The organism is Mucilaginibacter sp., assembly GCF_025362475.1.
GTDB lineage: Bacteria > Bacteroidota > Bacteroidia > Sphingobacteriales > Sphingobacteriaceae > Mucilaginibacter.
This window is the reverse complement of record NZ_JANYGH010000053.1, coordinates 1-23316: the sequence shown is the minus strand read 5'-3', so window position 1 is coordinate 23316 and position 23316 is coordinate 1. Positions and strand designations below refer to the sequence as shown.

General features: G+C 41.0%; 22 protein-coding genes. 11 read left to right on the top strand and 11 right to left on the bottom strand.

Features of this window, described 5'->3' with window-relative positions; genetic code table 11:
- Positions 1 to 55: 55 nt before the first annotated feature.
- Both Q0R88_RS17125 and Q0R88_RS17120 read right to left on the bottom strand, forming a co-directional pair.
- Positions 56 to 1156 carry an ABC transporter permease gene (locus tag Q0R88_RS17125; protein WP_295718385.1) on the bottom strand — a complete coding sequence of 367 codons (1101 nt, stop codon included), beginning with the start codon at positions 1154 to 1156 and terminating at the stop codon, positions 56 to 58.
- Positions 1157 to 1303: 147 nt separating this feature from the next.
- Positions 1304 to 2068: an ABC transporter ATP-binding protein gene (locus Q0R88_RS17120; RefSeq protein ID WP_295718383.1), complete on the bottom strand. Its 765-nt coding sequence runs from the start codon at positions 2066 to 2068 to the stop codon at positions 1304 to 1306.
- 600 nt (positions 2069 to 2668) lie between these two features.
- Between Q0R88_RS17120 and Q0R88_RS17115 the strand changes: the two genes are divergently transcribed.
- Entirely contained in the window at positions 2669 to 4273 is a 1605-nt protein-coding gene (locus Q0R88_RS17115) for a hypothetical protein (RefSeq protein ID WP_295718381.1), read from the top strand.
- A gap of 113 nt (positions 4274 to 4386) precedes the next feature.
- On the opposite strand, the gene Q0R88_RS17110 is transcribed toward Q0R88_RS17115, so the two are convergent.
- On the bottom strand, positions 4387 to 4863 hold the full coding sequence (locus Q0R88_RS17110; protein ID WP_295718379.1) for a helix-hairpin-helix domain-containing protein: 477 nt from the start codon (positions 4861 to 4863) through the stop codon (positions 4387 to 4389).
- Positions 4864 to 4985: 122 nt separating this feature from the next.
- Here Q0R88_RS17110 and Q0R88_RS17105 point away from each other — a divergent pair, with 122 nt between their 5' ends.
- Positions 4986 to 7229 (top strand): tetratricopeptide repeat-containing sensor histidine kinase, encoded by a 2244-nt coding sequence (locus tag Q0R88_RS17105; RefSeq protein WP_295718377.1) that lies wholly within the window; start codon positions 4986 to 4988, stop codon positions 7227 to 7229.
- Positions 7230 to 7328: 99 nt separating this feature from the next.
- Here the strand turns inward: Q0R88_RS17105 and carA are convergent, their stop codons facing one another.
- Positions 7329 to 8429, bottom strand: a complete 1101-nt coding sequence (carA, locus tag Q0R88_RS17100) for a glutamine-hydrolyzing carbamoyl-phosphate synthase small subunit (RefSeq protein ID WP_295718374.1) — start codon at positions 8427 to 8429, stop codon at positions 7329 to 7331.
- A gap of 493 nt (positions 8430 to 8922) precedes the next feature.
- Between carA and panB the strand changes: the two genes are divergently transcribed.
- A complete protein-coding gene (panB, locus tag Q0R88_RS17095; protein WP_295718372.1) occupies positions 8923 to 9735 on the top strand; it encodes a 3-methyl-2-oxobutanoate hydroxymethyltransferase in 813 nt (270 codons plus the stop codon).
- Positions 9736 to 9884: 149 nt separating this feature from the next.
- Complete coding sequence (locus Q0R88_RS17090; protein WP_295718370.1) at positions 9885 to 10607, top strand: RluA family pseudouridine synthase; 723 nt, start codon at positions 9885 to 9887, stop codon at positions 10605 to 10607.
- 52 nt (positions 10608 to 10659) lie between these two features.
- Here Q0R88_RS17090 and Q0R88_RS17085 read toward each other — a convergent pair whose 3' ends face one another.
- The 4 genes from Q0R88_RS17085 to Q0R88_RS17070 are packed head-to-tail and all read right to left on the bottom strand — an operon-like array spanning position 10660 to position 12381.
- Positions 10660 to 11016 (bottom strand): helix-turn-helix domain-containing protein, encoded by a 357-nt coding sequence (locus Q0R88_RS17085; protein ID WP_295718366.1) that lies wholly within the window; start codon positions 11014 to 11016, stop codon positions 10660 to 10662.
- Between the two features lie 5 nt (positions 11017 to 11021).
- A complete protein-coding gene (locus Q0R88_RS17080; protein WP_295718362.1) occupies positions 11022 to 11333 on the bottom strand; it encodes a type II toxin-antitoxin system HigB family toxin in 312 nt (103 codons plus the stop codon).
- Positions 11334 to 11392: 59 nt separating this feature from the next.
- On the bottom strand, positions 11393 to 12190 hold the full coding sequence (gene yiaK / locus Q0R88_RS17075) for a 3-dehydro-L-gulonate 2-dehydrogenase (protein WP_295718359.1): 798 nt from the start codon (positions 12188 to 12190) through the stop codon (positions 11393 to 11395).
- Positions 12191 to 12213: 23 nt separating this feature from the next.
- Complete coding sequence (locus Q0R88_RS17070; RefSeq protein WP_295718357.1) at positions 12214 to 12381, bottom strand: hypothetical protein; 168 nt, start codon at positions 12379 to 12381, stop codon at positions 12214 to 12216.
- Positions 12382 to 12633: 252 nt separating this feature from the next.
- Here Q0R88_RS17070 and Q0R88_RS17065 point away from each other — a divergent pair, with 252 nt between their 5' ends.
- Both Q0R88_RS17065 and purN read left to right on the top strand, forming a co-directional pair.
- Positions 12634 to 13155 (top strand): hypothetical protein, encoded by a 522-nt coding sequence (locus Q0R88_RS17065; protein WP_295718354.1) that lies wholly within the window; start codon positions 12634 to 12636, stop codon positions 13153 to 13155.
- A gap of 110 nt (positions 13156 to 13265) precedes the next feature.
- Complete coding sequence (purN, locus tag Q0R88_RS17060) at positions 13266 to 13844, top strand: phosphoribosylglycinamide formyltransferase (protein WP_295718351.1); 579 nt, start codon at positions 13266 to 13268, stop codon at positions 13842 to 13844.
- 91 nt (positions 13845 to 13935) lie between these two features.
- Here the strand turns inward: purN and Q0R88_RS17055 are convergent, their stop codons facing one another.
- Together Q0R88_RS17055 and Q0R88_RS17050 are read right to left on the bottom strand one after the other, a co-directional pair.
- Positions 13936 to 14502, bottom strand: a complete 567-nt coding sequence (locus Q0R88_RS17055) for a hypothetical protein (RefSeq protein WP_295718348.1) — start codon at positions 14500 to 14502, stop codon at positions 13936 to 13938.
- A 139-nt stretch (positions 14503 to 14641) separates the two neighbouring features.
- Positions 14642 to 15550: a serine hydrolase gene (locus Q0R88_RS17050; protein WP_295718346.1), complete on the bottom strand. Its 909-nt coding sequence runs from the start codon at positions 15548 to 15550 to the stop codon at positions 14642 to 14644.
- 272 nt (positions 15551 to 15822) lie between these two features.
- Between Q0R88_RS17050 and lpxK the strand changes: the two genes are divergently transcribed.
- Genes lpxK through Q0R88_RS17035 form a run of 3 tightly spaced genes read left to right on the top strand, consistent with a single transcriptional unit; the run spans position 15823 to position 19761 of the window.
- A complete protein-coding gene (gene lpxK, locus Q0R88_RS17045) occupies positions 15823 to 16866 on the top strand; it encodes a tetraacyldisaccharide 4'-kinase (protein WP_295718343.1) in 1044 nt (347 codons plus the stop codon).
- Entirely contained in the window at positions 16850 to 17665 is an 816-nt protein-coding gene (locus tag Q0R88_RS17040; protein WP_295718340.1) for a purine-nucleoside phosphorylase, read from the top strand. Before lpxK ends, Q0R88_RS17040 begins: the two co-directional genes overlap by 17 nt.
- Complete coding sequence (locus tag Q0R88_RS17035) at positions 17665 to 19761, top strand: putative porin (RefSeq protein ID WP_295718337.1); 2097 nt, start codon at positions 17665 to 17667, stop codon at positions 19759 to 19761. The genes Q0R88_RS17040 and Q0R88_RS17035 overlap by 1 nt, the downstream gene beginning before the upstream one ends.
- Positions 19762 to 20134: 373 nt before the next feature.
- On the opposite strand, the gene Q0R88_RS17030 is transcribed toward Q0R88_RS17035, so the two are convergent.
- Positions 20135 to 21316, bottom strand: a complete 1182-nt coding sequence (locus Q0R88_RS17030; RefSeq protein ID WP_295718335.1) for an asparagine synthetase B — start codon at positions 21314 to 21316, stop codon at positions 20135 to 20137.
- 291 nt (positions 21317 to 21607) lie between these two features.
- Here Q0R88_RS17030 and Q0R88_RS17025 point away from each other — a divergent pair, with 291 nt between their 5' ends.
- Entirely contained in the window at positions 21608 to 22045 is a 438-nt protein-coding gene (locus Q0R88_RS17025) for a peptidylprolyl isomerase (RefSeq protein WP_295718332.1), read from the top strand.
- A gap of 88 nt (positions 22046 to 22133) precedes the next feature.
- Entirely contained in the window at positions 22134 to 22646 is a 513-nt protein-coding gene (locus tag Q0R88_RS17020; RefSeq protein WP_295718329.1) for a DUF5606 domain-containing protein, read from the top strand.
- The last annotated feature ends 670 nt before the right edge of the window (positions 22647 to 23316 follow it).

Genomic DNA, 23316 nt, shown 5'->3' with positions numbered 1-23316 from the left:
TTTCTGGCCGTTGTCGCCGGTTGTTATCATTTTGATCGTCTGATAATAGTAAAACTTACTCCCACTTAAACGTCTTCACCGCAACGGCGTAAGTAATTACAAACCAAACAAGCAGTATGAGCAACTGATGGGTTACATCGCCTAAACCTGCGCCTTCAAAGGCTACTTTGCGCATGGCGTTGTTGAGATGCGTTAACGGCAGCACGTTACTGATTGCCTGCAGCCATTTGGGGAACGCCGTTACGGAAAAGAAAGTTCCCGACAATAAAAACTGCGGCATAGTAATGATGTTGGAAAGCGGTGGAACCGTACTTTCGTTTTTGGCAATGCCCGATATAATAAACCCAAACCCCATAAATATGATAAGCCCTAAGGTGGAGAGCACCAGCATATTCAATACCGTAATTACGCCATGTATCAGCGTGAAACCAAACAAGTAATGGCCTACCAGGATAATGAACAACGCACCTAATAAAGAGAATGTGATGCGGGCCAACGCCTCGCCCAAAACTATGCTGGAGCGTTTTACCGGCGTAGCAAAAAAACGCTTGATCACCAGCGTTAAACGCAGGCTTAAAAACACAAAGGCTGTACCAAAAACCCCGCTGCTTAAAATAGAGAAGCCCAACTGCCCGGGTAAAATAAAATCGATGTATTTGTATTCGCGACCCGACACCGTGGTTTCTTTAATCTCGGCTACGGGCGGGGTAGCGCCCAAGGTTCTGCTATTTATATTATAGTAAATATTGCTCAGCACCGACCGCAAAATATTACCCTTTTCGGCAGATGCTTTGGTATACTGTACATTTATGGTATAGATGGGTTGTGCATTGTTTTTATGAATATCAACCACGGCATCAATAATGCCCTTTGCCAGGTTGCCCTTCATATCCTCCGCTGTTTGATCCTGTATCAAATGAACAACCTTTATATTTTTAAGCGCCTGGTAAACCGGGCTTAAAGTATCGCTGGTTTTAGCCAAACCCACATCAACCTTAACACCGCCGCCGCCAATATTGGCAAAAACAATAATGAAAATTAAAGGAAAAGCCAATGTAAACACCACCGCCGAAGGACTGCGCAGTATCGACCGGAAACTTGCTTTGGCAATAGCCAGGGTTGCTTTTGTATTGCTGTATTTTGGATTTTGGTTCATTGGTTCAATTGTTCATTAGTTCATTGGTCTTTTTTGGCGAAGTATCGCCAGGTCATTTGGTTGCAGCGTAATCCATCCATAGTTTTTGGGCTCCTAAACTGCCGACTTAAAACTGCAAACTTGCTCCCCCTTAAGGGGGCCGGGGGGCTACCCTTCTCTCCACTCCTTACCCGTAAGTTTTATAAATACATCTTCCAGGTTGGCCAATTTTACTTGCTTCTTGCGTTCGAAACCGGATGCGACCAACTGATCAATAAAATGATCGGGGGTATCAATACCAATAATGCGTCCGCCATCAACAAAAGCCACACGATCACACAATACTTCAGCTTCATCCATATAATGCGTGGTGATTACAACAGTAGTCCCCTGGTCGCGAATCTCGCGGATCAGATCCCAAAGATTGCGGCGGGCCTGCGGATCAAGGCCGGTAGTTGGTTCATCCAAAAAAATGATCCTTGGATTATTAATAAGCGTAGTGGCTATGGAGAACCTTTGCTTTTGCCCGCCAGAAAGGTCTTTGTATTTTGCTTTGGCTTTGTCTGTGAGTGCTACCTTGCTCAACATCTCCATGGGGCTTTTATCAATTCCGTACAAGCCAGAGAACAGGTCGATCAGCTCCGACAGATTAAGATTTGGATAATAGCCCGCGGCTTGCAGTTGTACCCCGATGCGTTGTTTAATGCTGTCTTTATCAGTTTCAATATTGAAACCATCAACGGTGATCTCGCCCGATGTTTTTTCGCGAAGGGTTTCTATTACTTCGAGGGTGGTGGTTTTACCGGCACCGTTAGGCCCAAGCAGGCCAAAGATCTCGCCCTCATAAACTTCAAAACTAATTCCCTTTACGGCTGCAAAATCGCCGTAATTTTTTACCAGGTTTTTTACAGTGATAATAGGTTGTTTTGCCATAGCGTAAAAATGCATCAGAATAATGAAATAACCATGAATTATTTTTAAGCCTCACCCGGCTCCTATCCTTTGGATAAGAGCCGGGTGAGGCTACACTTTTATGATTTTGGTTACGGGTTCATCGTGCCTTAAGCTTCCGGTTTCACCCTGTTCCAGGTTAATTATTCCCTTTTTTTAATTCTTGATTTAAGCCCCTTTTATGGGTTGAGGCTTATTTTACCAGGTGACCAATGGAGTGAATGATGGATTCGGCATGTTGGGCTGCCTTCATTACCAAATGGATTATCTGTATTGCAAGTAAAGTTTTCATGATGGTTGCGATTTGTTGATTCAAAATTGCACACAGAAAGCCCTTTACGAAATAGTTATTAGGCGAAGTTGACCAAAGTTCCGGTAAACGGCGGAAAAACACCGATGAATGTATGGTGAAAATGGAGCGACATCGGTAAAAGTCGCGGGCAGATATTAAATATTAATTAATTTACTTAAAACAATCCCAAACAACGGTAGCATCAATACGATATAGTCATATAAGTTTATTTCACATAACCCCGATTATAAGTATTACTTATACCTTTAGCCTCCTTATTATTATAAAATATGAAAAAAACCTTATTACTATTTCTATCCATTTTAGCGTTCAACATTGCTAATGCCCAATTTAAACTCATTGCCGAAGGACCGGTATTTAAAGAACCTGAAGAAGGGTTTGCCAAGATTTTACAAATGAAGAATGGCAACACCATGTTTATTCACATTACTGTTAAAGACGGGATTGATATTCACATGTATAACCCGGGCCATCATGAAACAGCAGTAACACACATTGACCCATCTTACGGCAAAATAAGTAGGGGCGGTAACATTAAAGGCGCATTTGAAATTAACGGAGATGCTGTTTTGATGATCAGTTCGCTTGATTCACGTGTACCCACCTTATACAGAATTATTGTTGACGGTAAAACCGGGAACGTAAAAGACGATACAAAAATTGGCGAATTAAATAAAGTAAATATGTTTCAAGGCTATTCTGTGGCCTTTGGCGGTGTTCCAATACCCGACTTTTTTGTACGGAAAGATCCAAACAGCGATAATTATGCGGTAGTTATGTTCAACAGTTTTGAAAGTGAAAGAAGCAAACGCATAGAAATAGTAAGTTATGGTGCAAACAATAAAGAAGTGAGCAGGGCCTACTATGCATCGCCTGATGAAAAATATAAATATCTTAAATATGTAGATATGGCTGTACTTGGCAGCGATAAAGTTTGTGTATTAGCCTATGGTTACAACACCAAACACAGCGGTGGCGATGCGAGTGAGCTTATTTTGGCTAACCTTGATAAAGGATCTTCTTCTGTTAATTTTACTGAATTAGGCTTTTCAAAAGACCTTATGGTTTACGTAGGTATTACCCGTTATAGCCCGGTTACAAAATCACTCATATTATCTGCCGTTGTTAAAGAAAAGAAAAATGATGATGGTTACACATCTGTTTTGGCATTCATTAATCCATTCGAAAAAAAGATAAACCGATTTAATATTATTTCCCCCTCAGACAGGGTAAATCAATATGCAAGTTCAAAAAAGGGTTTTAGAGGTTTGCCTCAAAATATTTTTATAAACCAGGATGGTACTTTTACTGTTGTATATGAAGAGATGGAAACATCAACCCGCACTAATTATGGTATAACTATAGCTTCTGCCGGTAACTCTTCTACAACTTTAGGAGATATGGCCATAGTTAACTACAGCAAAACAGGTGAATTTACAAATGACTTTCTTATCCGTAAAAACCACATTTTAAGTAAATCGTACCTGGAACCTTTTTATCATTCTTTAAGAGAAGGTACCGGGCAGGAACTTAACGAAGGCAACCAGTTTAAATCATTTGCGTACCTCAGTGGAAATACAAAAAGCTTCATCTTATTTAACGATACAGAGCGTAATAATGAAAAGCAGGAAAAAGGAAGCTTAGTATCTATACAAGGAGTAAGTGATTCAGATGGGTTTTACTACGGGCTTACGGGAGCCGGCACTGTACCAAAAAGAGATTATGTTTTTGGTAACCCGGCAGGTAAACACGACCATAACCTGGGCTTATTCTCTATATCAGATTACGATGGTAAAAACAACGTATATGTAACCCTTGAATTATCAAAAGAAAGCGGTAGAAAAGGTGTGAAAGTTGTTTGGCTACAGCCATAAAGTAAAGTTTTAATAATTAAAAAAAGCGGTGAAGTTTAAATTCCACCGCTTTTTTTAATTACGTTTTCAGTTCATCTGCACATTTGAACATCGCATAAATCAATTACTGTCATTCAAGTTTTTTGATATTGCGGTAAATGATGCCATGGTTTAACCGGCCTGTCAGTCGGGAAGCCATGTTTTTCACGATAAGCTTTTCGCTCAGCTGTAAAATGCCACCAGCGTTTACTATCGTCCCGGTGTTGAATATAGTGGGTTAACAAACGGTATGAATCTTCCACGCACGGATCGGCCCATGCGCCGCAATGTTTTTCAAAAGCATTAAACAGTTCAACGGGATCTTTATCTTCCAATTGTTGTAACGAATAATAACCCTGATCAATCAGCTCAGTAGCGAAATTGATCCCTAATGATGGGATGCTTTGAAATTCAATCAGTGCAGCTATCTCTTTTGCCCGTTGGGCAGGGGCTTTTAATACGGACGCAATTTCATCAGGTGCATATCCGCCCAACTCACTTATTTTTATCTTTTGCACTTTTAGTAAAGCCTTTTCAGGGGCACTTAGCTTCAGATCGATATTCTTTTTCATAGCTCAACAAATAGCTAATTTATATAAAATCAAAAGGCACAACAATAAATTATTAATTAAAAATAAACCGAACTAAATCGTCTATTACTTTCGTATAAAGTACTTTAACTATTTAACTGAGTTTGAAATTTACACAACATATCGATACTGGTAATCCTCATCCGTCGAAGCTTTTGCCGATGCTTTTCTTTTTGTTTTTGTTTATACCGGCATTTGCAACATCGAATCCCGAGGTGGACAGCATCAAAAACTCGCTTTCTCCTGCCGCGCTTCATCAAAAAACTCCGGATACTGCCACCATAAATACGTTGAACAAACTGGCGGCGAATTATTTCAAATCCAATCCTGATAGTGCTTTCTATTACGGTCAAAAAGGCATCGAGCTATCCCGAAAAATCAAATACAGGGCCGGCATAGCCAATGGGTTGCTTGAAACCGGCCACGTAAATTATTTTAAAGGTAAATCGGCACAAGCCAAACAAAACTTTGACGAAGCCATTGCCCTATTCAAAAGCCTGAATGATAATAAGGGGCTAAGCAAGTGCTATATTTCATACGGACGCATGTACAACCTGCTTGCCGAATATAAATTGGCTTTGAACTATTTAGATATGGCGCGTTTGATATGCCTCAGAGATAATGATGAAGCTACATTAACGGATTGCTATAAAAACATTGGTATTACCTATTTTAGCAAGGGACAACTTTCAAATGCGCTTGATTTTTACTACAAGGGCCTTTTTATTGCCCTGAAAAACAGCTATACTACCACATCGGCAGAGATTTATAATGATATAGGTGTAGTATTGCAAGGCATGGAGGTATATCCAAATGCGCTTGAAAATTATAAGAAAGCCGCCCAGGTGTTTGAAACGACCAATAACAAACAAGCTATGGGTACCATAAATGAAAACATTGGTGAGGTATTGCTTGCACAAGGCAAATATGATGAGGCGATTACTTATTTACTAAAATCGATAAATATTGCTAAAAAACAGGATGATAAAGATGGCCTGAGTTCTGTTTATACCGACCTTGGGCTGTGCTATGCCAACAAAAACCAAATGAAGCTGGCAATAGCCTATCTTGACACTTCATTACAAATAGCCACCAAATTTAAAATTGTATACAACCAGGCTTATGCCTTAAATGGTTATGCAACTGTATATAATTTGATGAAGGACTATAAAAACGCCTATAAATATGCCATCCACGGTGAAATATATGCCATTAAATTAGGCAACATATCGGTACGCTCAAACGCGGCATTGCAGCTAAATAAGGCAATGGCAGGTTTGGGTAAGTTTAAAGATGCCAACCGCTTGCTGAATGAATACATTGACCTGAAAAATCAAGTCAATGATAACGAGAGCATTCAAAAACTTACCTCCTATAATTACGAACTTGGATTTGCCGAAAAAAAGCGGCAACTAACCCAACAGCAACATGAGCGCGACCTGATATATCAGCAAAAAATAAAAAGCCAACGCCTTATAAATGCTATATTCCTCATTATCATCCTGGCAATGATAGTTACCGTTGGCATTTATTACCGGCAAAAACGCAAACAGCAAAAGATAAACGCCCTGCTTGAAGATAGAAACCATGAAATATTGCAACAAAAAACCAATATTGATGATCAGGCCGAGAAGCTAAATGACCTGAACGTTTTAAAGGACCGCCTTATCTCTATTTTAGCGCATGATCTGCGCGCACCGTTAAGTACTTTACGGGGACTGTTTGATCTGTTACAGGATGATAGTATCAGTCACCATGAGTTGCTGGAGATGATACCTAACGTATTGAAAAAACTGGAATACACATCCGACTTTTTAGATACCTTATTGTTCTGGATCAATAGTCAGATGGAGAACTTTGATGCTTCGGTAAAAAACTTTTCAATAAAGGAGCTGGTAAGTTTTGAAATTGATAGCTACCTGGAACAGGCCGCGTTAAAAGGCATTAAACTGGTAGATAGCATCCCTAATGATCTATCGGCCCTGGCCGACCCCAACTCTATCCGCATTGTTATACGTAACCTGATCACCAATGCCTTAAAGTTCTCGCGCGAGCATGATACCATAGAGATAACCGCCTGGCAGGATAACGACCAGCAAATCACTATAAAAGTAAAAGATACCGGGGTCGGCATGTCTGCAGATCAGCGCGAAAAACTTTTTAAAGGTAAGGTGAATAGTAAAGTTGGCACCAAAAATGAATCAGGCACGGGCATGGGTATGCTATTTTGTAAAGACCTGGTTGAACGCTGCCATGGTAAAATATGGGTAACCAGCGAGCCGGGGGTTGGCACTGAATTTATGTTTACCGTGCCTGTAATGGCTGCTGCTAATGCAGTAGCAGTTTAGTAGATAAAGCAACAAAAAAGCCTTTCAAGTTTAAAACTCAAAAGGCTTTTAAAATCATTTTCAAATCCTCAGATTTTCAAATCTTCAAATTAAAAAAACTTATTTCATCAATTTTATAAAGTCATCAAACAGATACCTTGAATCATGTGGACCAGGAGATGACTCGGGGTGATATTGTACCGAGAATGCTTTTTTATCTTTTACACGAATGCCTTCTATCGACTGATCATTAAGGTTCACGTGGGTGATCTCTACCTTATCAGATGCGCGCACAGCTTCCGGCACTACTCCAAAACCATGGTTTTGTGAAGTCACTTCGCAATGGTTAATGATGATATTTTTTACCGGGTGATTTAAGCCGCGGTGACCATTAAACATTTTTTTGGTCGGAATATCATTGGCTAAAGCCAGCAACTGGTGGCCTAAGCAAATCCCAAACATTGGCTTATCAGCCGCCAAAATTTCTTTTACGGTATCTATAGCGTAAGGCATAGCCGATGGATCACCGGGGCCGTTTGATATAAAGTAACCGGTTGGTGCAAAATCTTTTTCCATTTCGGCAAAAGTGGTTTTTGCAGGGAATACCTTGGCATATACATCACGATCATCAAAATTGCGCAAGATGTTCTTTTTAACACCCAGGTCAAGCACAGCAACGCGGTAAGCAGCCTTTTCATCACCAAAAGTATAAGTTTCGGTAGTTGATACCTGCGATGAAAGCTCCAGTCCATCCATTGAAGGCACTTCGGCAAGCCGGGCTTTCAATTCTTCAATATCCAGTATTTCAGATGAGATGATAGCGTTCATTGCACCCTTATCACGGATGTGGCGAACTATCTGGCGGGTATCCACATCAGAGATACCTACAATATTTTGCGTCTGAAAATAATCCTGGATAGATTCATTGGCCTGTTTACGGCTATAAGCGATATTGTAATTTTTACAAACCAAGCCCGAGATCTGGATATTTCCAGATTCAACTTCGTTATCGGCAATGCCATAATTACCAATATGAGCATTGGTTGCAACCATTATTTGCCCAAAGTATGATGGGTCGGTAAAAATTTCCTGGTAGCCGGTCATACCTGTATTAAAACAGATCTCGCCGGTTGTAGTGCCAATCTTTCCGGCGGCTTTACCGTGAAAAACGGTTCCGTCGGCCAATAAAAGTACAGCCGGTAATTTGGTGAAGTAAGTCATTTAGCAAAAAAATTGAATGGATTATTAAATCGGATCGCCTGGTTCAAAGCCCCGTGAAAACTGATAGAAATATTGAAGTAAGGAACTTCCGGATTCACGGTGCAAAAGTAGGAATTTATTTCGGATTTAAAAGACAAATTTATAAAACACGAATTTCACAAATTAGAAAACCGGATTTTCACGAATTTACGCAGCAGATTTTTTACTGGCAGGTTATGTAACCCTTCCTAAATCTCTTTTTGAAAGTTGATATTTCTTATTCATTAATTCCACAGTATCAATTTATAAAACACGAATTTCACAAATTAGAAAATCAGATTTTCACGAATTTATGCTGCATTTTTTTTAATGGCTGGTTATAAAACCCATCCTAAATCTCTTTTTTAAAGTTGATATTTCTTATTCATTTCATATATCCAGTTAGCCCGATTCGATTAAATTCGTGAAATTCGTGCCTTTCAATACCTTTGTGCTTTCTTTAATACAATTAACAATGTCTGTAAACAAAGAAGTTAAAAGAATCACCACGCATATACTGCAGGAGATGAAAAACCGTGGCGAAAAGATTGCCATGCTAACCGCCTATGATTACTCTATGGCGGCCATTGTTGATGATGCCGGTATGGATATTATTTTGGTGGGCGACTCGGCCTCCAACGTAATGGCCGGTCATGAAACTACATTGCCTATAACGCTCGATCAGATGATATACCACGCCTCTTCGGTGGTTCGCGCTGCAAAACGCGCGTTGGTGGTGGTCGATCTGCCTTTTGGTTCGTACCAGGGTAACTCAAAAGAAGCGCTGAACTCCTCTATCCGTATCATGAAGGAATCGGGTGCACATGGTGTTAAAATGGAAGGCGGCGTAGAAATTGCAGAATCCGTTAGTCGCATACTTACCGCAGGCATACCGGTTATGGGTCACCTGGGTTTAACACCACAGTCTATTTATAAATTTGGCACCTATACCGTACGTGCAAAAGAAGAAGTAGAAGCCCAAAAACTAAGGGAAGATGCCTTAAAATTACAGGAGTTGGGTTGTTTTGCCATAGTACTGGAGAAAATCCCGGCCAAACTTGCCCAGGAAGTAAGTGAAAGCGTACAGATCCCGATCATCGGTATCGGCGCTGGCCAGTGCGACGGACAGGTTTTAGTGGTACACGATATGCTGGGTATCAATAACGATTTTAAACCTCGTTTTTTACGCCAGTACGCCAATTTATACGAGCAAATGAACGGGGCCTTTAAAAACTACATCAGCGATGTAAAATCAAAGAGCTTCCCTAATGATAAGGAACAATATTAATAGATGTGCAAATTTCAGATGTGCAGATATGCAAATGATTTGAAGATTTGAAAATGAACCGATTAAATAGTTAATAGTTAGCAGATTATTGTTCATAGTCATTTGCAGCTACCATGTACTATTAACCATCAACCATGAACTAAATAAAAATGGCTCGCCCAGAATTTAATTATACAAGTTACGATATTACCGATGCGGATATTCTTTATGAGGATAACCACCTTATTGCCATAAACAAGCGTGCCGGCGATATTGTGCAGGTTGATGATACCGGCGATGAATCGCTTGATGACAAGGTAAAAAAATATATTGCCAAAAAATACAGCAAACCTAATGGCGCTTTCCTGGGTGTGGTACACCGGCTTGACAGGCCCGTAAGTGGCGTTATCCTGTTTGCCAAAACAAGCAAGGCCCTGGAGCGAATCAATAAAATGTTTAAGGGGCGCGAAATGCACAAAACTTATTTTGCCGTAGTACGCAAAAAACCATACCCCGAAGCAGGTACTTTAGTGCACTGGCTGGTTAAAAATCCGCAGAAAAACGTAACTAAAGCGCACGACAAAGAAGTACAGGGTAGCTTACGGGCCGAACTGAGTTACAAATTGGTTGGCGAGCTTAACGGCTATTACTTAATTGAGGTTGACCCTATAACCGGCCGTCCTCACCAGATCAGGGTACAGCTATCCACTTTGGGCACCCCTATTGTGGGCGACAATAAATATGGTTATCCGCGTGGCAGCCTGCGTAAAAGTATCTGCCTGCATGCACGCCGGTTAACCTTTATTCATCCTGTAAAAAATGAGCCGGTTGAAATAGTAGCGCCTGTTCCGCATGATGGCTTTTGGGAAAAATTTCAGGGGATGATGGATTAATTTCCTATCCTATAAAAGCTTGATTTAGTATATTATCAAAAATTTTTAATCATTAATAAGCCTGGATCAATACTTCAGTAGGAATTTTCAGGTTATCATGTAAAAGCCTGATCATTTCTAATGACAGTTTTCTCTTTTTATTTAAAATTTCGCTTGCTCTACTTTTAAGCCCTATCACTTTTGCAAGGTCGTTTTGGTTATATCCCATTTGTTCCATTCTGAATTTTATGGCTTCAATAGGATCTGGAAAATCGATTGGAAAATGCTCATCCTCGTACCTTTCAATTAAAATCCCTAAAACTTCAAGCTCGTCACCATCTTCAGAACCTTTTCGCGCATCAAATATCAATTCAAGCCTTTCTAAAGCCCGTTGATAATCGTTTTCATTTTTAATAGGTTTTATAGTCATGATGATTAGATTTTTGTAGCGTCTATTTTATCATATTCAGAATGGGTTCCAATAAACCTAACCCAAACCATTTGATAGTTGTAGCTTATTTTCACAATTAAACGATAGTTATTTCCTTTAATATTAAATACAACCCTGTTATCCTGTAAAATGCTTGCACTCGGATATTCTTTCTTAATATCGTTTGGGTGTTGCCATTCACTGCTACTTGTTTCCTGGAACCAAGCCTTCAATTGTTGCTGACAGTCTGGATGTATCTCCCAAAAGTCTCTAAGTATTTTCTTTGCTATAACTCTCAAAGCATTTTCTTTAAACAAACATAATGAAAAGTTCCCGAATTGGGAATTTATTATTCAATTGCTGAATTGAAACATCCTTACAACCCTCTCACCTCTTCCCATATCCGTTCATCCACTAATACACCTTCATTTAAATTCTTTACGCGCGTTTTAATGGTGTTTTCTCCCGGGTATGATATTGATCCGCCTCCGGGCTCAGGGGCGCTGGTTTTAGTATAGGCTATAATCTCTTCAATAAGTGCAGTTGTTTGCGCATCGCTGTTAGGTTTTATACATATAAAAACCTGCGATACGCCGGATTCTGCACCGCTTTCAGTAATCTTAGCTGTGGAATTACCCCCGCTTAAAACCGTTGCCCACAGATCAAGCACCAATGATAAGCCCGAGCCTTTCCAGAAACCAACCGGCAACAATCTTTTAGACTGCAGAATGGCAGCGGCATCAGTACTTAAATTACCTTTACTATCATACCCGCCGGGTAAAGGCAATTCTTCATGATTTGATTTGTATTGCTGCAATTTACCTACAGCGTATTGGGATATAGCCATATCCAGCACCACATGACCACCTTTACGCGGCACGGCTATAACCAATGGATTATTCCCTAAACGTGGATCAAGCCCTCCCCAGGGCGGCAGGTTTGCTATGGTATTGGTAAAACAGATCCCAATATAACCAGCTTCGGCAGCCTGCCAGCCATAGGTGCCGCCACGCATCCAGTGGTTGGTATTTTTTATAGCTACACAACTTATCCCACTCAAATCAGCCAGCTCAATTGCTCTGTCCATACAAAAAACAGCGTTCAGTATGCCTGGTCCGTAGTTACCGTTCCATTGTTCCATCGCGCCAAAACCACCTTCTTTGGTTGGCTCCATGCCTGGCTTTACCAAACCATCCTTTACATGCTGTACAAAACCGGGAACCGGTTAAGTCCATGGGTATATACGCCATCTCTGCTGTTACCCGCAAAAATATCAGCACATGCTTCAGCCTTGGTTTCTGTAAAATCAAGACTTTGCAAAACACGTTTAAATTCGGCTTTGAGTTGAGGGAAGGGAATACGCATAGTATTAACGTCAAAATTCAAATGTAAAAAATCAATCCTTATTATAGCAGGACAATCAATTTTTGATGCCGATTCTGTAGTCAAGAATTTGCGCTATAGCAATAACCAGGTCTATCGGCAATTTTCAGGTTTTCAAGCCCTTTCTTACGCCCGTTATTGGGTTAGGTAATAATTTTTCTTTAAAACAGTTATAAATACATCCTGATAGCCAACTAATAAACAGGATTTTTTACTTTTGCGGGTACACTTTACATGAAAAATAAACTCCCATTAATATTTATACTTGGTTTAGTTACGCTTAGCCTGTTCAGTAATTCCTGCAAAAAGGACAATAACAGCAATATACCCCACCTGTTAACAACCGGTGTTTGGCAACTGGCCTCTGTACAGGTTTATCATTACTTAGGCAATGCACAGGTAGGCGACCCGGATACATTAAATACCGATTGTCAAAAATCGCAGTTTTTCACCTTTAAAACAGACAATACCTGTTCTTATACAAATTTTGACTGCCTTGATCAAACCACAAACAGCACCTGGACACTGACGCCTAACAGGTTATATTTTGCATCGGATATGGTTTGTAAGATTAATGTAGCAGGTGGTGGCTTTAGTACAAGTACCCCATTTAAAAACACGCAGATATTTAACCTTGGCACCTACTCGCTGGTATTGCAAACCGGTGATGTTGAACCCAATTATTCGGCAACGAAAAAGCGGCAGGTAGTACGATATGGATTTATAAGGCAAAATGCGACAACAATTACCAATTAAAACACGTAATAAATATATATTTGAAATATAATTGAACGATTTATTACTTAATTACCGGTAGCATACAGATTACCGGTAGCTTCATAACCTTTTGAAAAGCATAAACTTTAATGAAGAAACGAATTGCCATTTTTGCTTCAGGTTCGGGATCAAACGCCCAAAAATTAATGGAGCATTTTAAACGCAATGCCGAAGCCGAAGTTGTACTGATACTCACCAACAACCCACAAGCTTACGTATTACAACGTGCCGACAATTTTGAAGTGCCATCGCACATATTTACCCGTCATGAATTTTTTGAGACAGATGATGTAATTCGCCTGCTTAAAAACCTCCAGGTTGACCTCATTGTACTGGCCGGTTTTTTATGGCTGATACCGGGATCCTTACTAAAGGCTTTCCCCAATAAAATCATCAACCTGCACCCTTCCCTGTTGCCTAAGTATGGCGGCAAAGGCATGTATGGCGATCATGTACACAAAGCTATCTTAGACGCTAAGGAAGAAGAAAGCGGCATCACCATCCATTTTGTGAACGAGAATTTTGACGAAGGCGAAGTTATCCACCAGTCGAAATTCAAAATAGAGGCCGGTGATAACCTGGAAATGATAAAATTCAAGGGGCAGCAACTAGAACATCTGCATTTTCCTAAAGTGGTTGAAGCACTGTTGAAGAAGATGAAAAGCTAACACGATTTTAGGATTTGGCAGGATTGACAGAATTTTTTCCTTTCGCTGCAATTCCAATCAAGTCTTGATACTTGATACTAACTACTTGATACTAATTTAAATACTCCTTTGGTATAGGGTTATCTTTCCGTTCGCCATCAAAAAACCAGGCCAGGATCCAGAAACGGATACCATCATTAAATAGTTCGATGCTGTTGATGCCACGCTCAATCACAGGTCCGTTTTTAATATTGCGCGATTCATAGGTACTGAAAACATGGTATATACTGCCAAACTTTTCCACCTTCCGGGAAATTTCCCTTTCATCAAAGCCATCACGGGAAAGTGAGGCATCCGAGAGGCGGTGATATTCTTTAAGCGTCATATAATTAAAACGCTGTTTTCCCTGCTTATCAATATAGCCCGAACCTACCCGCGCATCGGCAATATGCAGCAGGCTATCGCGCTCATAGCTTACCTTCTCCCCTTTCTTCACGGTTACTACATCGTAATAGGCTTTCATGATACCGTCAAGCGTGCTCACGTTATCACCGTATTTGGTAATTACCTGGGCTCGGGATGGTTGGTAAACCAAGGTTAAAACCACGAGACATATTAACGTCAGGAATTTTTTCTTAATCGTTAACACTTTATATTTCGGTGAAGTAGGCTGAGTCATAATGGTAAGTTTTAATAAATCACTCTAATTTATTAAAACTTACCTTATTTGTTGATGCTTAGCTCAATACATAGTAAAAATTAAACAGGGCGATACTTATCTGTTCTTCAATACCCTTACTATTCAGTTTATCTGCATTTTACTCATTTAGCATGTATTTATCAACGCCATCGGCAGGCTTCCAGTCGCTGCCTGGTTCATAGTAATGCCACAGCAGCGCCGATACCTTTTTTATAAGCAAACCGGCCTCATTAGTAGTACCCCAGCTTTGATCGGTATTGTGGTTGGTAATAATGGAGAATACATAATCGCCATGAGGAGCGTTCACCAGTACGGTTTCGGATCTTGATTCATCAACCGCGCCCTGTTTGGATATGGTATGTACATACGGCGGAATCTGTGACAGCGCTTTCTCATCCCAATAAATCCGGCCCATATTACGATACATACGTTCGCTGGCCGCCGGGCTTACCGCTTCTCCCTGTCTTATCATGGTAAACAAACGGCACATTTCATAAGGAGTACTTACCCCCCAGCCATAAACCTTGCGGATAGCCTCGCGACCGGCTACCCTTGAATTTACCCGCATCACTTTAAAACCGTTTTGTTGCAGCCAGCTATTAATATAATCGCCGCCAACCAGCTTTTGCAGCCACAGGCTGGCAGTATTATCACTCATGGTAATCATCAGCATGGCCACCTTGCTTAACTGTACGGTATCTTTATCTTTAAACGAGCCCAAAATATCCTCACCGGCGTACAAAAGCGAATCGCGGTAAACAAGTTTCTGATTGTACTTCAATTCGCCCTTTTCTATTTTATCCATCAAGCCACATTGAATGCTCACCTTGATCATACTGGCTGTAGGGAACAGCGTATCGGCATTTATGGCAACTGTTTTACCCGTTTTAAGGTTTTGCACATAGATACCTGCCTGCCCGTGAAAACTGCTAATGGCATTTTGCAATTGGGCAATAAGCTTTTTATCAGTTTGAGCGAAGGAAGAAAGAGTGAGAAATGTAAAAAGAGTAAAGAGTTTAAATTTCATAAGGAATGATACGTTGAAACACTAAGTTATTAAAATGGGCTTTAAATAATTAGATTTGTTTTCTTAAAACGTTATTGCGGGTTTTGAGGAGATGACATAATAAAAAAGATTTGTCATCCTGAACGCAGGGAAGGATTTATTCGCAGACATTGCAGGGCGAAGAAGCATAGCGCATAGTAGATCCTTCACTGCGTTCAGGATGACAAAAAGTTTTTTACAACAAGTCATAGGAAAATACAAAGCAATAACGTTTTAAGAAGTTCACAACATATATGAAATACCTGCGCTGGCTTCTGTTTCCCTTCTCACTAATTTATAACCTGGTAGTTACCATTCGTAACTGGTGTTATGATGCAGGGGTATTTAAAACCACAACTTTTAATAAACCAATATTAGCTGTAGGCAACCTGGATGTGGGCGGTGCAGGCAAAAGCCCGATGACGGAGTACCTGATTCGCCTGTTTAAGGATAAGTATAAACTGGCCACACTGAGCAGGGGTTACGGCCGAAAAACCAAAGGTTTTTTAATTGCTGATGACACAACCGGTGCATCATCAGTTGGCGATGAGCCTGCCCAATTTAAAAATAAATTCCCCGGCGTTACGGTTGCCGTTTGCGAAAAGCGGGTGGAAGGCATTAAGCAGCTTGCTTATAAACATAACGTTATTATTTTGGATGATGCTTACCAGCACAGGGCGGTTAAACCCGGTTTTAACATTTTACTGTTTGATTATAGCCGCGTATTTGAGCCCCATTTTTTATTACCGGCCGGCAATATGCGTGAACCCTTCAGCGGTCGCGAAAGGGCGAATATCCTCGTCATCAGCAAATGCCCGGCAACGTTATCTGCTGAGGACCAAGCGAGAATTATCAAACGTATAAAGCCGTTTCCACATCAGTCTTTATTCTTTACGTCAATAAGCTATCTGCCCTTGCGTAACATGGAAGGCTCTACTATTTATCATACTATTGATGAGCATACAACCGTATTCCTGCTTACTGGCATTGCCAATCCAGCACCATTATTATCGCATTTAAAAAAGTTCACCCCGCTCATCATTCACCATAATTATCCCGATCATCACCAGTTTACCTTAAAAAATATCAGTAAACTTGCCGATGATTTTTCTGGCTGCCCATCACAAAAAAAAATAATCATCACAACAGAAAAGGATGCGCAGCGTTTAGGGGAACAGGAATTGCAATCGGCCATAAAAAAACTCCCTGTTTTGGTATTGCCAATAGGCATCAATTTTTTAAATAAAAGCCAGCAGCAGTTTGATAATTTAGTAACTGAATATGTTAGACAATATTGAAAGCACCGCCCGGTATATTAAAAACCGTATTGGCGATTTTGAACCCGAAGTGGGTATTATTTTAGGCACAGGACTGGGCGGCCTGGTTAAAGAGATAGTTGTTGAAAAACAATTAATGTATTCTAATATACCCGATTTCCCTATCTCCACACTGGAATTCCACTCTGGTAAATTAATATTTGGTACCCTTGGCGGTGTAAAGGTTGTTGCCATGCAGGGCCGCTTACACTATTATGAGGGGTATAGCATGCAACAGATCACCTTCCCCGTTAGGGTAATGAAATACCTGGGGATTAAAACCCTGTATGTATCAAACGCCAGCGGATCACTAAACCCCGACTTTAAAAAAGGCGACCTGATGGTTATTGCCGATCATATTAACCTGCAGCCGCAAAATCCACTTGTGGGGCGCAATTATGAAGAGCTAGGCCCGCGTTTTCCGGATATGAGCCAGCCCTACCAGCGCGTACTTATTGATAAAGCTTTAAGTATTGCCGTTGCAAACAATATTACCTGCCACAAGGGAGTTTATGTTGCTGTAACCGGCCCTAATTTAGAAACCAAGGCAGAGTACACTTACTTAAGGATTATAGGCGGCGACGCAGTTGGCATGAGTACCGTACCAGAAGTTATTGTTGCAAACCACATGGGCTTACCGGTATTTGCCATATCTGTATTAACAGACGAAGGCTTTACTGATGTACTGGAACCTGTATCTCTTGAGGATATCATAAAAATTGCCGAGGATGCCGAACCCAAACTGACCATGATCTTAAAAAATCTGATAGCAGGTAATTAATGCGTAAAGAGCTCAAATATATTTTATTGTTACTGTTGTGCCTCAATGTGCACACTGTTTTTGCGCAATACGGCCAAATAAACCGTGCAAAACCACTATCAACAAGGGATACATTAAGAACGGAAAAAAAAGTTAGCGACGACCAACTGCTGGATAGTTTGCGTAAAAAAGAAGACAATAAAAAAGACTCCGTTGTTTTTAGCGCCAAATTTATCCGGGTAACTATGGAACGGTTCCTGAGCGATAGTACACAAACCTTCGCCCTGGATACAGGTTTGTATAATTTTGAAAACTATAGTCCCCTCATGGATCCGCGCAACCCGCGTATTAGTTTGGGCTATACGGGCCTGTCGCAAAGGAGTTTGCTGTTTGAGCCCAGTAAAACTATTGGCTTTGATGCCGGTCAGCATGCGCTTGATGTTTATGCTTTACGACCGCAGGATATAAAATATTACAATGCGCGGGTAGCTTACTCCAATCTCACCCTATTCAACGGTTTCGGCAGTTCGGCCGAGCAGGTGTTTAAAATCATTCATACCCAAAACATTAAGCCTAACTGGAATGTGGGCTTTAACCTTAATTTTAATGGATCAAGGGGTTTCTATAGTTACAGCAATGTTCTGCAGCAAAATGTGAGCGACGTTAACGCAGCATTATTTACCTGGTACCAATCAAAAAGCAAGCGGTACAACCTGTTGGCTAATGTGATATATAACAACTTAAAATCGCCCGAAACTGGCGCTATCCTCAATGACTCGGTTTTTACAAGCTCAGGCAACACCCTTTTTTATAAAAATTCCTCAGCAGTACGCCTACCCAATAGTTATGAAAACTGGACTGATAAAAGCCTTTACATTAAACAGTTTTATTATTTAGGGCGGATTGACAGCTTAAATAAAGGGAACGCCAATTCTAAAATATTGCCAACACAACGCGTTGCACATACTTTCCTTGTACAAAACAACACCTACAATTACCTGCAAACCAACCAGCCCGATACCTATAATGTATTCCCCGATTATTATTACAGCAATAACAGGTCGAGAGATTCATTGGTGGTTACGCATATTCAAAATGAGTTTTCGTACAGTTTTTACCTGAGGAGCAAATCGGTAAAGTTTGTAAAGAATGAGCTGAAGCTTGATCTGGGCCTGATACATGACCTTTATCATTACGCGCAATATGTAAGTGATACTACCTTAAACCAATATGGTTACCAATACATTCACCAGAATAAGGTTCAAAATAATACTTTCCAGGATATCACCCTTAAAGCAAAACTAAGCTACCGTTTTAGCGATAGAATTGGCCTGGAGGGCGATCTGCGACAAATAGTACAGGGACGCGATTTTGGCGATTATTACTATGGCGCAAAGCTTACCCTTGCCGGTGGAGCCAAAGCAGGGAAAATTATTTTAGAAGCTTACTCGCAAAACAGTACGCCCCCGTTAATATACACCAACTGGGTATCAAACCACTACATTTTTCACAACAGTTTTGATAATCAAAAAACTACAAGCGCCTCATTTAACTATGTGAACAATCCATTACAGTTAGATATTAAGGCCGAGTATTTTTTGATAGCCAACTACCTGTATTTTACAGCACAGCCAGGCGGCATTGATGCACACCCTGCCCAGTTAAGCAATGACATAAACCTGCTTAAAATCAGTATTGGTAAAAATTTAAGCTACCATAGCCTGCACTTTGATAATTATGTGGTTTATCAAAAAACAGATTATCAGTCAACCCTGCGCACACCGGAGGTTTACACTTATAGCAACCTGTATTTCAACAAAACATTTTTCGGGGTACTGAAATCAAATTTTGGGGTGAGCGTTCGTTATAATAGCCCGTATGTTGCGCCATCATATGCAGTAGGGATTGCCCAGTTTTATAACGGACCAAACATTACCTTTTCCTCGTATCCTGTTGCATCTGTGTATTTTAAAGCCACCCTGCAACGCACCAACCTGTTCCTGATGTATGATTATGCCAACCAGGGTATTCAAAGCAAAGGATATTATACTGTTAACCGGTATCCGCAACAAGATCGCCTGTTAAAATTTGGCGTAAGCTGGACGTTTTATAATTAGAGTTGCGGGGTTCGGGGGTCGTGTTGCCGGTTGCGAGGTTCGGGATACCTGTTGCTAGGTTTGGGTTGCGAGGTTCGTGGAGAAAGAATTTGTTATGAATTAAAAGCTTATTGGGCGTATCCCTTCGGGCCGGGCTAACCGCTCATACTACCCAGGCCTTATCCGCTGGCTAGCGGACGGTATCCGCTAATATCCCTTACGCATTTGTCTGAATCAGAATTTTCAGAACTAAAGAATTCTCAGAATTTTACCTAACTTGATGGGCCTCTCAAAAAACTGCAAACTGCAAACTGCAAACTGCAAACTGCAAACTGCAAACTGCAAACACCCGAAACCCGAACCTCGAAACCCGAACCTCGATCCCCGAACCCGACTACGTTTTCTGTTTCTTCTTTTTAGCAGCGGGGAATAATACGTTGTTAAGTATTAACCTGTAACCTGCCGAATTTGGGTGTAGTTTAAGATCGGTTGGCGGATCGCCAACGGCATGTTGATAATCTTCGGGGTCGTGGCCACCGTAGAAAGTCCATTGGCCTTTTCCAAATTCGCCGTGAATATAGCGGGCCTCGTTGGATGTTTTCATTTCGCCCATGATAGTTACGCCTGGCTTAAGCATGCTTTTGTTAAAGGCGGTGGTAAGCCCCATAAAGCCTTTAATTACTTTATCATGATCCTGCGTAAGCATACTCGGCACCACATCCCACTTGGCCGAAAAATCAAACAAGGTAAAAAAATCCCGCTGACGCTCAACCTGCCGGGTGGTGGTTACATCAATATTACTAAACTGATGCGACATCGGATTCAAATCAAGCGTAAAATTCTGAAAGGCGAAGGTTTGGGTAAAATCAAGCTTTGATTGCGCATCCGGGTCGGCAGCATCACCATCAAACATGCGCTCACAAATATCTGTATTAGCCGATGCCAGGGCAATATCAAACGTATCGGTACCCGAACACATGGCAAATAAAAAGCCTCCGCCTGCACAAAAATCACGGATATTTTTGGCTACTCCCAGTTTCATTTGCGATACCTTTTTAAAGCCCAGTTTGTGCGCCAATGCCTCCTGCCCTTTTACATCATCATTATACCACTGCGCAAACCTGAATGCGCCATAAAACTTGCTGTACTGCCCGGTAAAATCCTCATGGTGCAGGTGCAGCCAGTCGTATTTAGGCAGATCGCCTTTTATTACTTCCTCATCATAAACCACATCATAAGGAATCTCGGCATATTTTAACACCAGCGTAACGGCATCATCCCAGGGCAGCTTATTCTTGGGCGAGTATACTGCCATTTTGGGAGCTTTCTCCAGTTTTACCAAATCCATATTTACAGATGGATCACTTACTTCGGTCACAATCTCGTTCACCTTAGCATCTGCCAGCACCTGGTAGCTTACCCCGCGGATCTTACACTCCTGCTCTATCTTCTCATCGTACTTCAGCATAAAACTCCCGCCACGGTAATTAAGCAGCCAGTCAACTTCCTCGCCATTTTTTAAAGCCAGAAAAGCGATACCATATGATTTCAGGTGGTCTTTTTGCTCCTCATCCATGGGGATTAGGATAGATGCAGCCCGGGATATTATTGGAGCTAAAAGCAAAAGGCAGAAAGCTAAAAGCCGGAAAGAAGATAAAAAACGTTTTTTATATAATTGATTATTCACTATCCGGTAGTATTTGTTTGGGTGTCGATTTATCAAATGTAACGAATAAACGGTTAATGTATTACCATGCAAGGCTTGTCTTTTTATCTTACAACTATTGTATAAAAAGCTTTAAGCCTTATGCTTTTGGCTTTATGCTTTTTTATTACCTTTGCCAACTGTTTTTAAAAAAACAAAGAAATGAGCAAAGCAATAATCAAAACTGAAAAAGGTGATATGACCGTAGAGTTTTACGATCAGGATGCCCCAAATACTGTAGCTAACTTTAAAAAATTAGCAAAATCAAAGTTTTATGATAACGTAACCTTTCACCGCGTTATCCCTAATTTCATGGTTCAAGGTGGCGACCCAACCGGCACTGGTGCTGGTGGCGCAGGCTACAAAATTGATTGCGAACTTACCGGCGAAAACCAATACCATGATCGTGGTGTACTTTCAATGGCTCATGCAGGTCGTAACACTGGCAGTTCACAGTTCTTCATCTGCCATAGCCGCGCAAATACAGCTCACTTAGATCGTAACCACACTGTGTTTGGTAAAGTGATTGAGAATGTTGACGTAGTTGATGCTATCCGCCAGGGCGATAAAATTTTAACAATCGAAGTAATAGAAGAATAGCGAATAGTGAACGGTTGATTGAGTTGATCAGGTTAAATTTCCAAAACAACTTCACTCAATCAACCACTCACCTAATCAACCAAAACAAATGAATTTACAAGGAATTGTAGCCGTATCGGGTAAACCGGGCTTGTGGAGAGCTTTAGCACAAAATAAAACCGGTTATGTACTGGAGAGCCTTGATGCTCAAAAAACCAAACTGGTAGCCAACCTTTCAACAGCCAAATTAGCTGCACTGAGCGAGATCACCATTTTTGGTGTTGATGATGATATCAGGCTTACTGATGTATTTGAGCAAATGAAAGCTGCTTCAAATGTTCCGGATGCTAAGGCTGATGGTAAAAAGCTAAGAACTTTCTTTTATGAAGTAGCACCACAGCACGACGAAGAAAAAGTATATGCCTCTGATATGAAAAAGATCATATCATGGTTCCAGTTATTAAAGGATTTGCCACTTTTTAACGAAGTTGATCCAACCCAGGCACCCGCAGTTGAAACTCCGGTTGCAGAAGAACCGGTTGCAGAAACCGTAGCAGCAGAATCTGCACCAGCCGAGGCCCCCAAAGCAAAAGCTAAAAAGACTACAAAAAAAGCCGAGTAATCGGCTTTTTGCTTTTCTCCCTATTAATCATTTTTCGACCGTCATTGCAAGGTGGGTAGGCATGTCAGTCTGAGCCTGTCGAAGACTCGCGCGAAAAGGCCTTTGCCCACTATCCTTCGACAGGCTACCCATGACGTATTGGATTTTGAGGCGTGTCGGCCTGTCAGTCTGAGCCTGTCGAAGACTCGCGCGGAGAGGCCTTTGCCCGCTATCCTTCGACAGGCTCAGGATGACAGCCAGTTTTGTTACGTCATTTCCCCTTCAGAGGCCACCGAATTTTACCACTCAGGGTGACAGCCATTTTTGTTACGTCATTTTCTCCTTCACAGGCCGAAACGGATTTTAAAACTCAGCAAGACAGCCTTTTTTAAGAGCGTCATTTCTCCTTCAGAGTTCCGCAAAATTCTTTCACTCGTATGACGTTTCTTTTTTGCAAAAAACCTTTTTGTCATCCTGAACGCAGTGAAGGATCTATTATTCGCCATGCTTTTTCGACCTGTAAAGTCTGCGATTAGATCCTTCACTGCGTTCACTGTTGTCCGGTAAACGAATTTTTTGAAAAAAAGTAAGGGGTAGCTAAAAGCCACCCCTTTTGTGTTGATATTAGAGTTACCACACTTTAATAACCAACATGAGCAAAAGTACTTTTTTTACCGGACAGCCGATATTA

Excerpts from the sequence above, each read along its gene's own strand:
- yiaK (WP_295718359.1), bottom strand. The coding sequence starts at position 12,190 with ATGGAGCCAACCAAAGAAGGTGGTTTTGGCGCGATGGAACAATGGAAC.
- panB (WP_295718372.1), top strand. The coding sequence starts at position 8,923 with ATGTCTGTAAACAAAGAAGTTAAAAGAATCACCACGCATATACTGCAG.
- Q0R88_RS17020 (WP_295718329.1), top strand. The coding sequence starts at position 22,134 with ATGAATTTACAAGGAATTGTAGCCGTATCGGGTAAACCGGGCTTGTGG.
- Q0R88_RS17070 (WP_295718357.1), bottom strand. The coding sequence starts at position 12,381 with ATGCGTATTCCCTTCCCTCAACTCAAAGCCGAATTTAAACGTGTTTTG.
- Q0R88_RS17050 (WP_295718346.1), bottom strand. The coding sequence starts at position 15,550 with ATGAAATTTAAACTCTTTACTCTTTTTACATTTCTCACTCTTTCTTCC.
- Q0R88_RS17085 (WP_295718366.1), bottom strand. The coding sequence starts at position 11,016 with ATGACTATAAAACCTATTAAAAATGAAAACGATTATCAACGGGCTTTA.
- Q0R88_RS17125 (WP_295718385.1), bottom strand. The coding sequence starts at position 1,156 with ATGAACCAAAATCCAAAATACAGCAATACAAAAGCAACCCTGGCTATT.
- Q0R88_RS17090 (WP_295718370.1), top strand. The coding sequence starts at position 9,885 with ATGGCTCGCCCAGAATTTAATTATACAAGTTACGATATTACCGATGCG.
- Q0R88_RS17035 (WP_295718337.1), top strand. The coding sequence starts at position 17,665 with ATGCGTAAAGAGCTCAAATATATTTTATTGTTACTGTTGTGCCTCAAT.
- carA (WP_295718374.1), bottom strand. The coding sequence starts at position 8,429 with ATGACTTACTTCACCAAATTACCGGCTGTACTTTTATTGGCCGACGGA.
- Q0R88_RS17120 (WP_295718383.1), bottom strand. The coding sequence starts at position 2,068 with ATGGCAAAACAACCTATTATCACTGTAAAAAACCTGGTAAAAAATTAC.
- lpxK (WP_295718343.1), top strand. The coding sequence starts at position 15,823 with ATGAAATACCTGCGCTGGCTTCTGTTTCCCTTCTCACTAATTTATAAC.
- Q0R88_RS17055 (WP_295718348.1), bottom strand. The coding sequence starts at position 14,502 with ATGACTCAGCCTACTTCACCGAAATATAAAGTGTTAACGATTAAGAAA.
- Q0R88_RS17110 (WP_295718379.1), bottom strand. The coding sequence starts at position 4,863 with ATGAAAAAGAATATCGATCTGAAGCTAAGTGCCCCTGAAAAGGCTTTA.
- Q0R88_RS17025 (WP_295718332.1), top strand. The coding sequence starts at position 21,608 with ATGAGCAAAGCAATAATCAAAACTGAAAAAGGTGATATGACCGTAGAG.
- Q0R88_RS17030 (WP_295718335.1), bottom strand. The coding sequence starts at position 21,316 with ATGGATGAGGAGCAAAAAGACCACCTGAAATCATATGGTATCGCTTTT.
- Q0R88_RS17065 (WP_295718354.1), top strand. The coding sequence starts at position 12,634 with ATGAAAAATAAACTCCCATTAATATTTATACTTGGTTTAGTTACGCTT.
- Q0R88_RS17040 (WP_295718340.1), top strand. The coding sequence starts at position 16,850 with ATGTTAGACAATATTGAAAGCACCGCCCGGTATATTAAAAACCGTATT.
- purN (WP_295718351.1), top strand. The coding sequence starts at position 13,266 with ATGAAGAAACGAATTGCCATTTTTGCTTCAGGTTCGGGATCAAACGCC.
- Q0R88_RS17115 (WP_295718381.1), top strand. The coding sequence starts at position 2,669 with ATGAAAAAAACCTTATTACTATTTCTATCCATTTTAGCGTTCAACATT.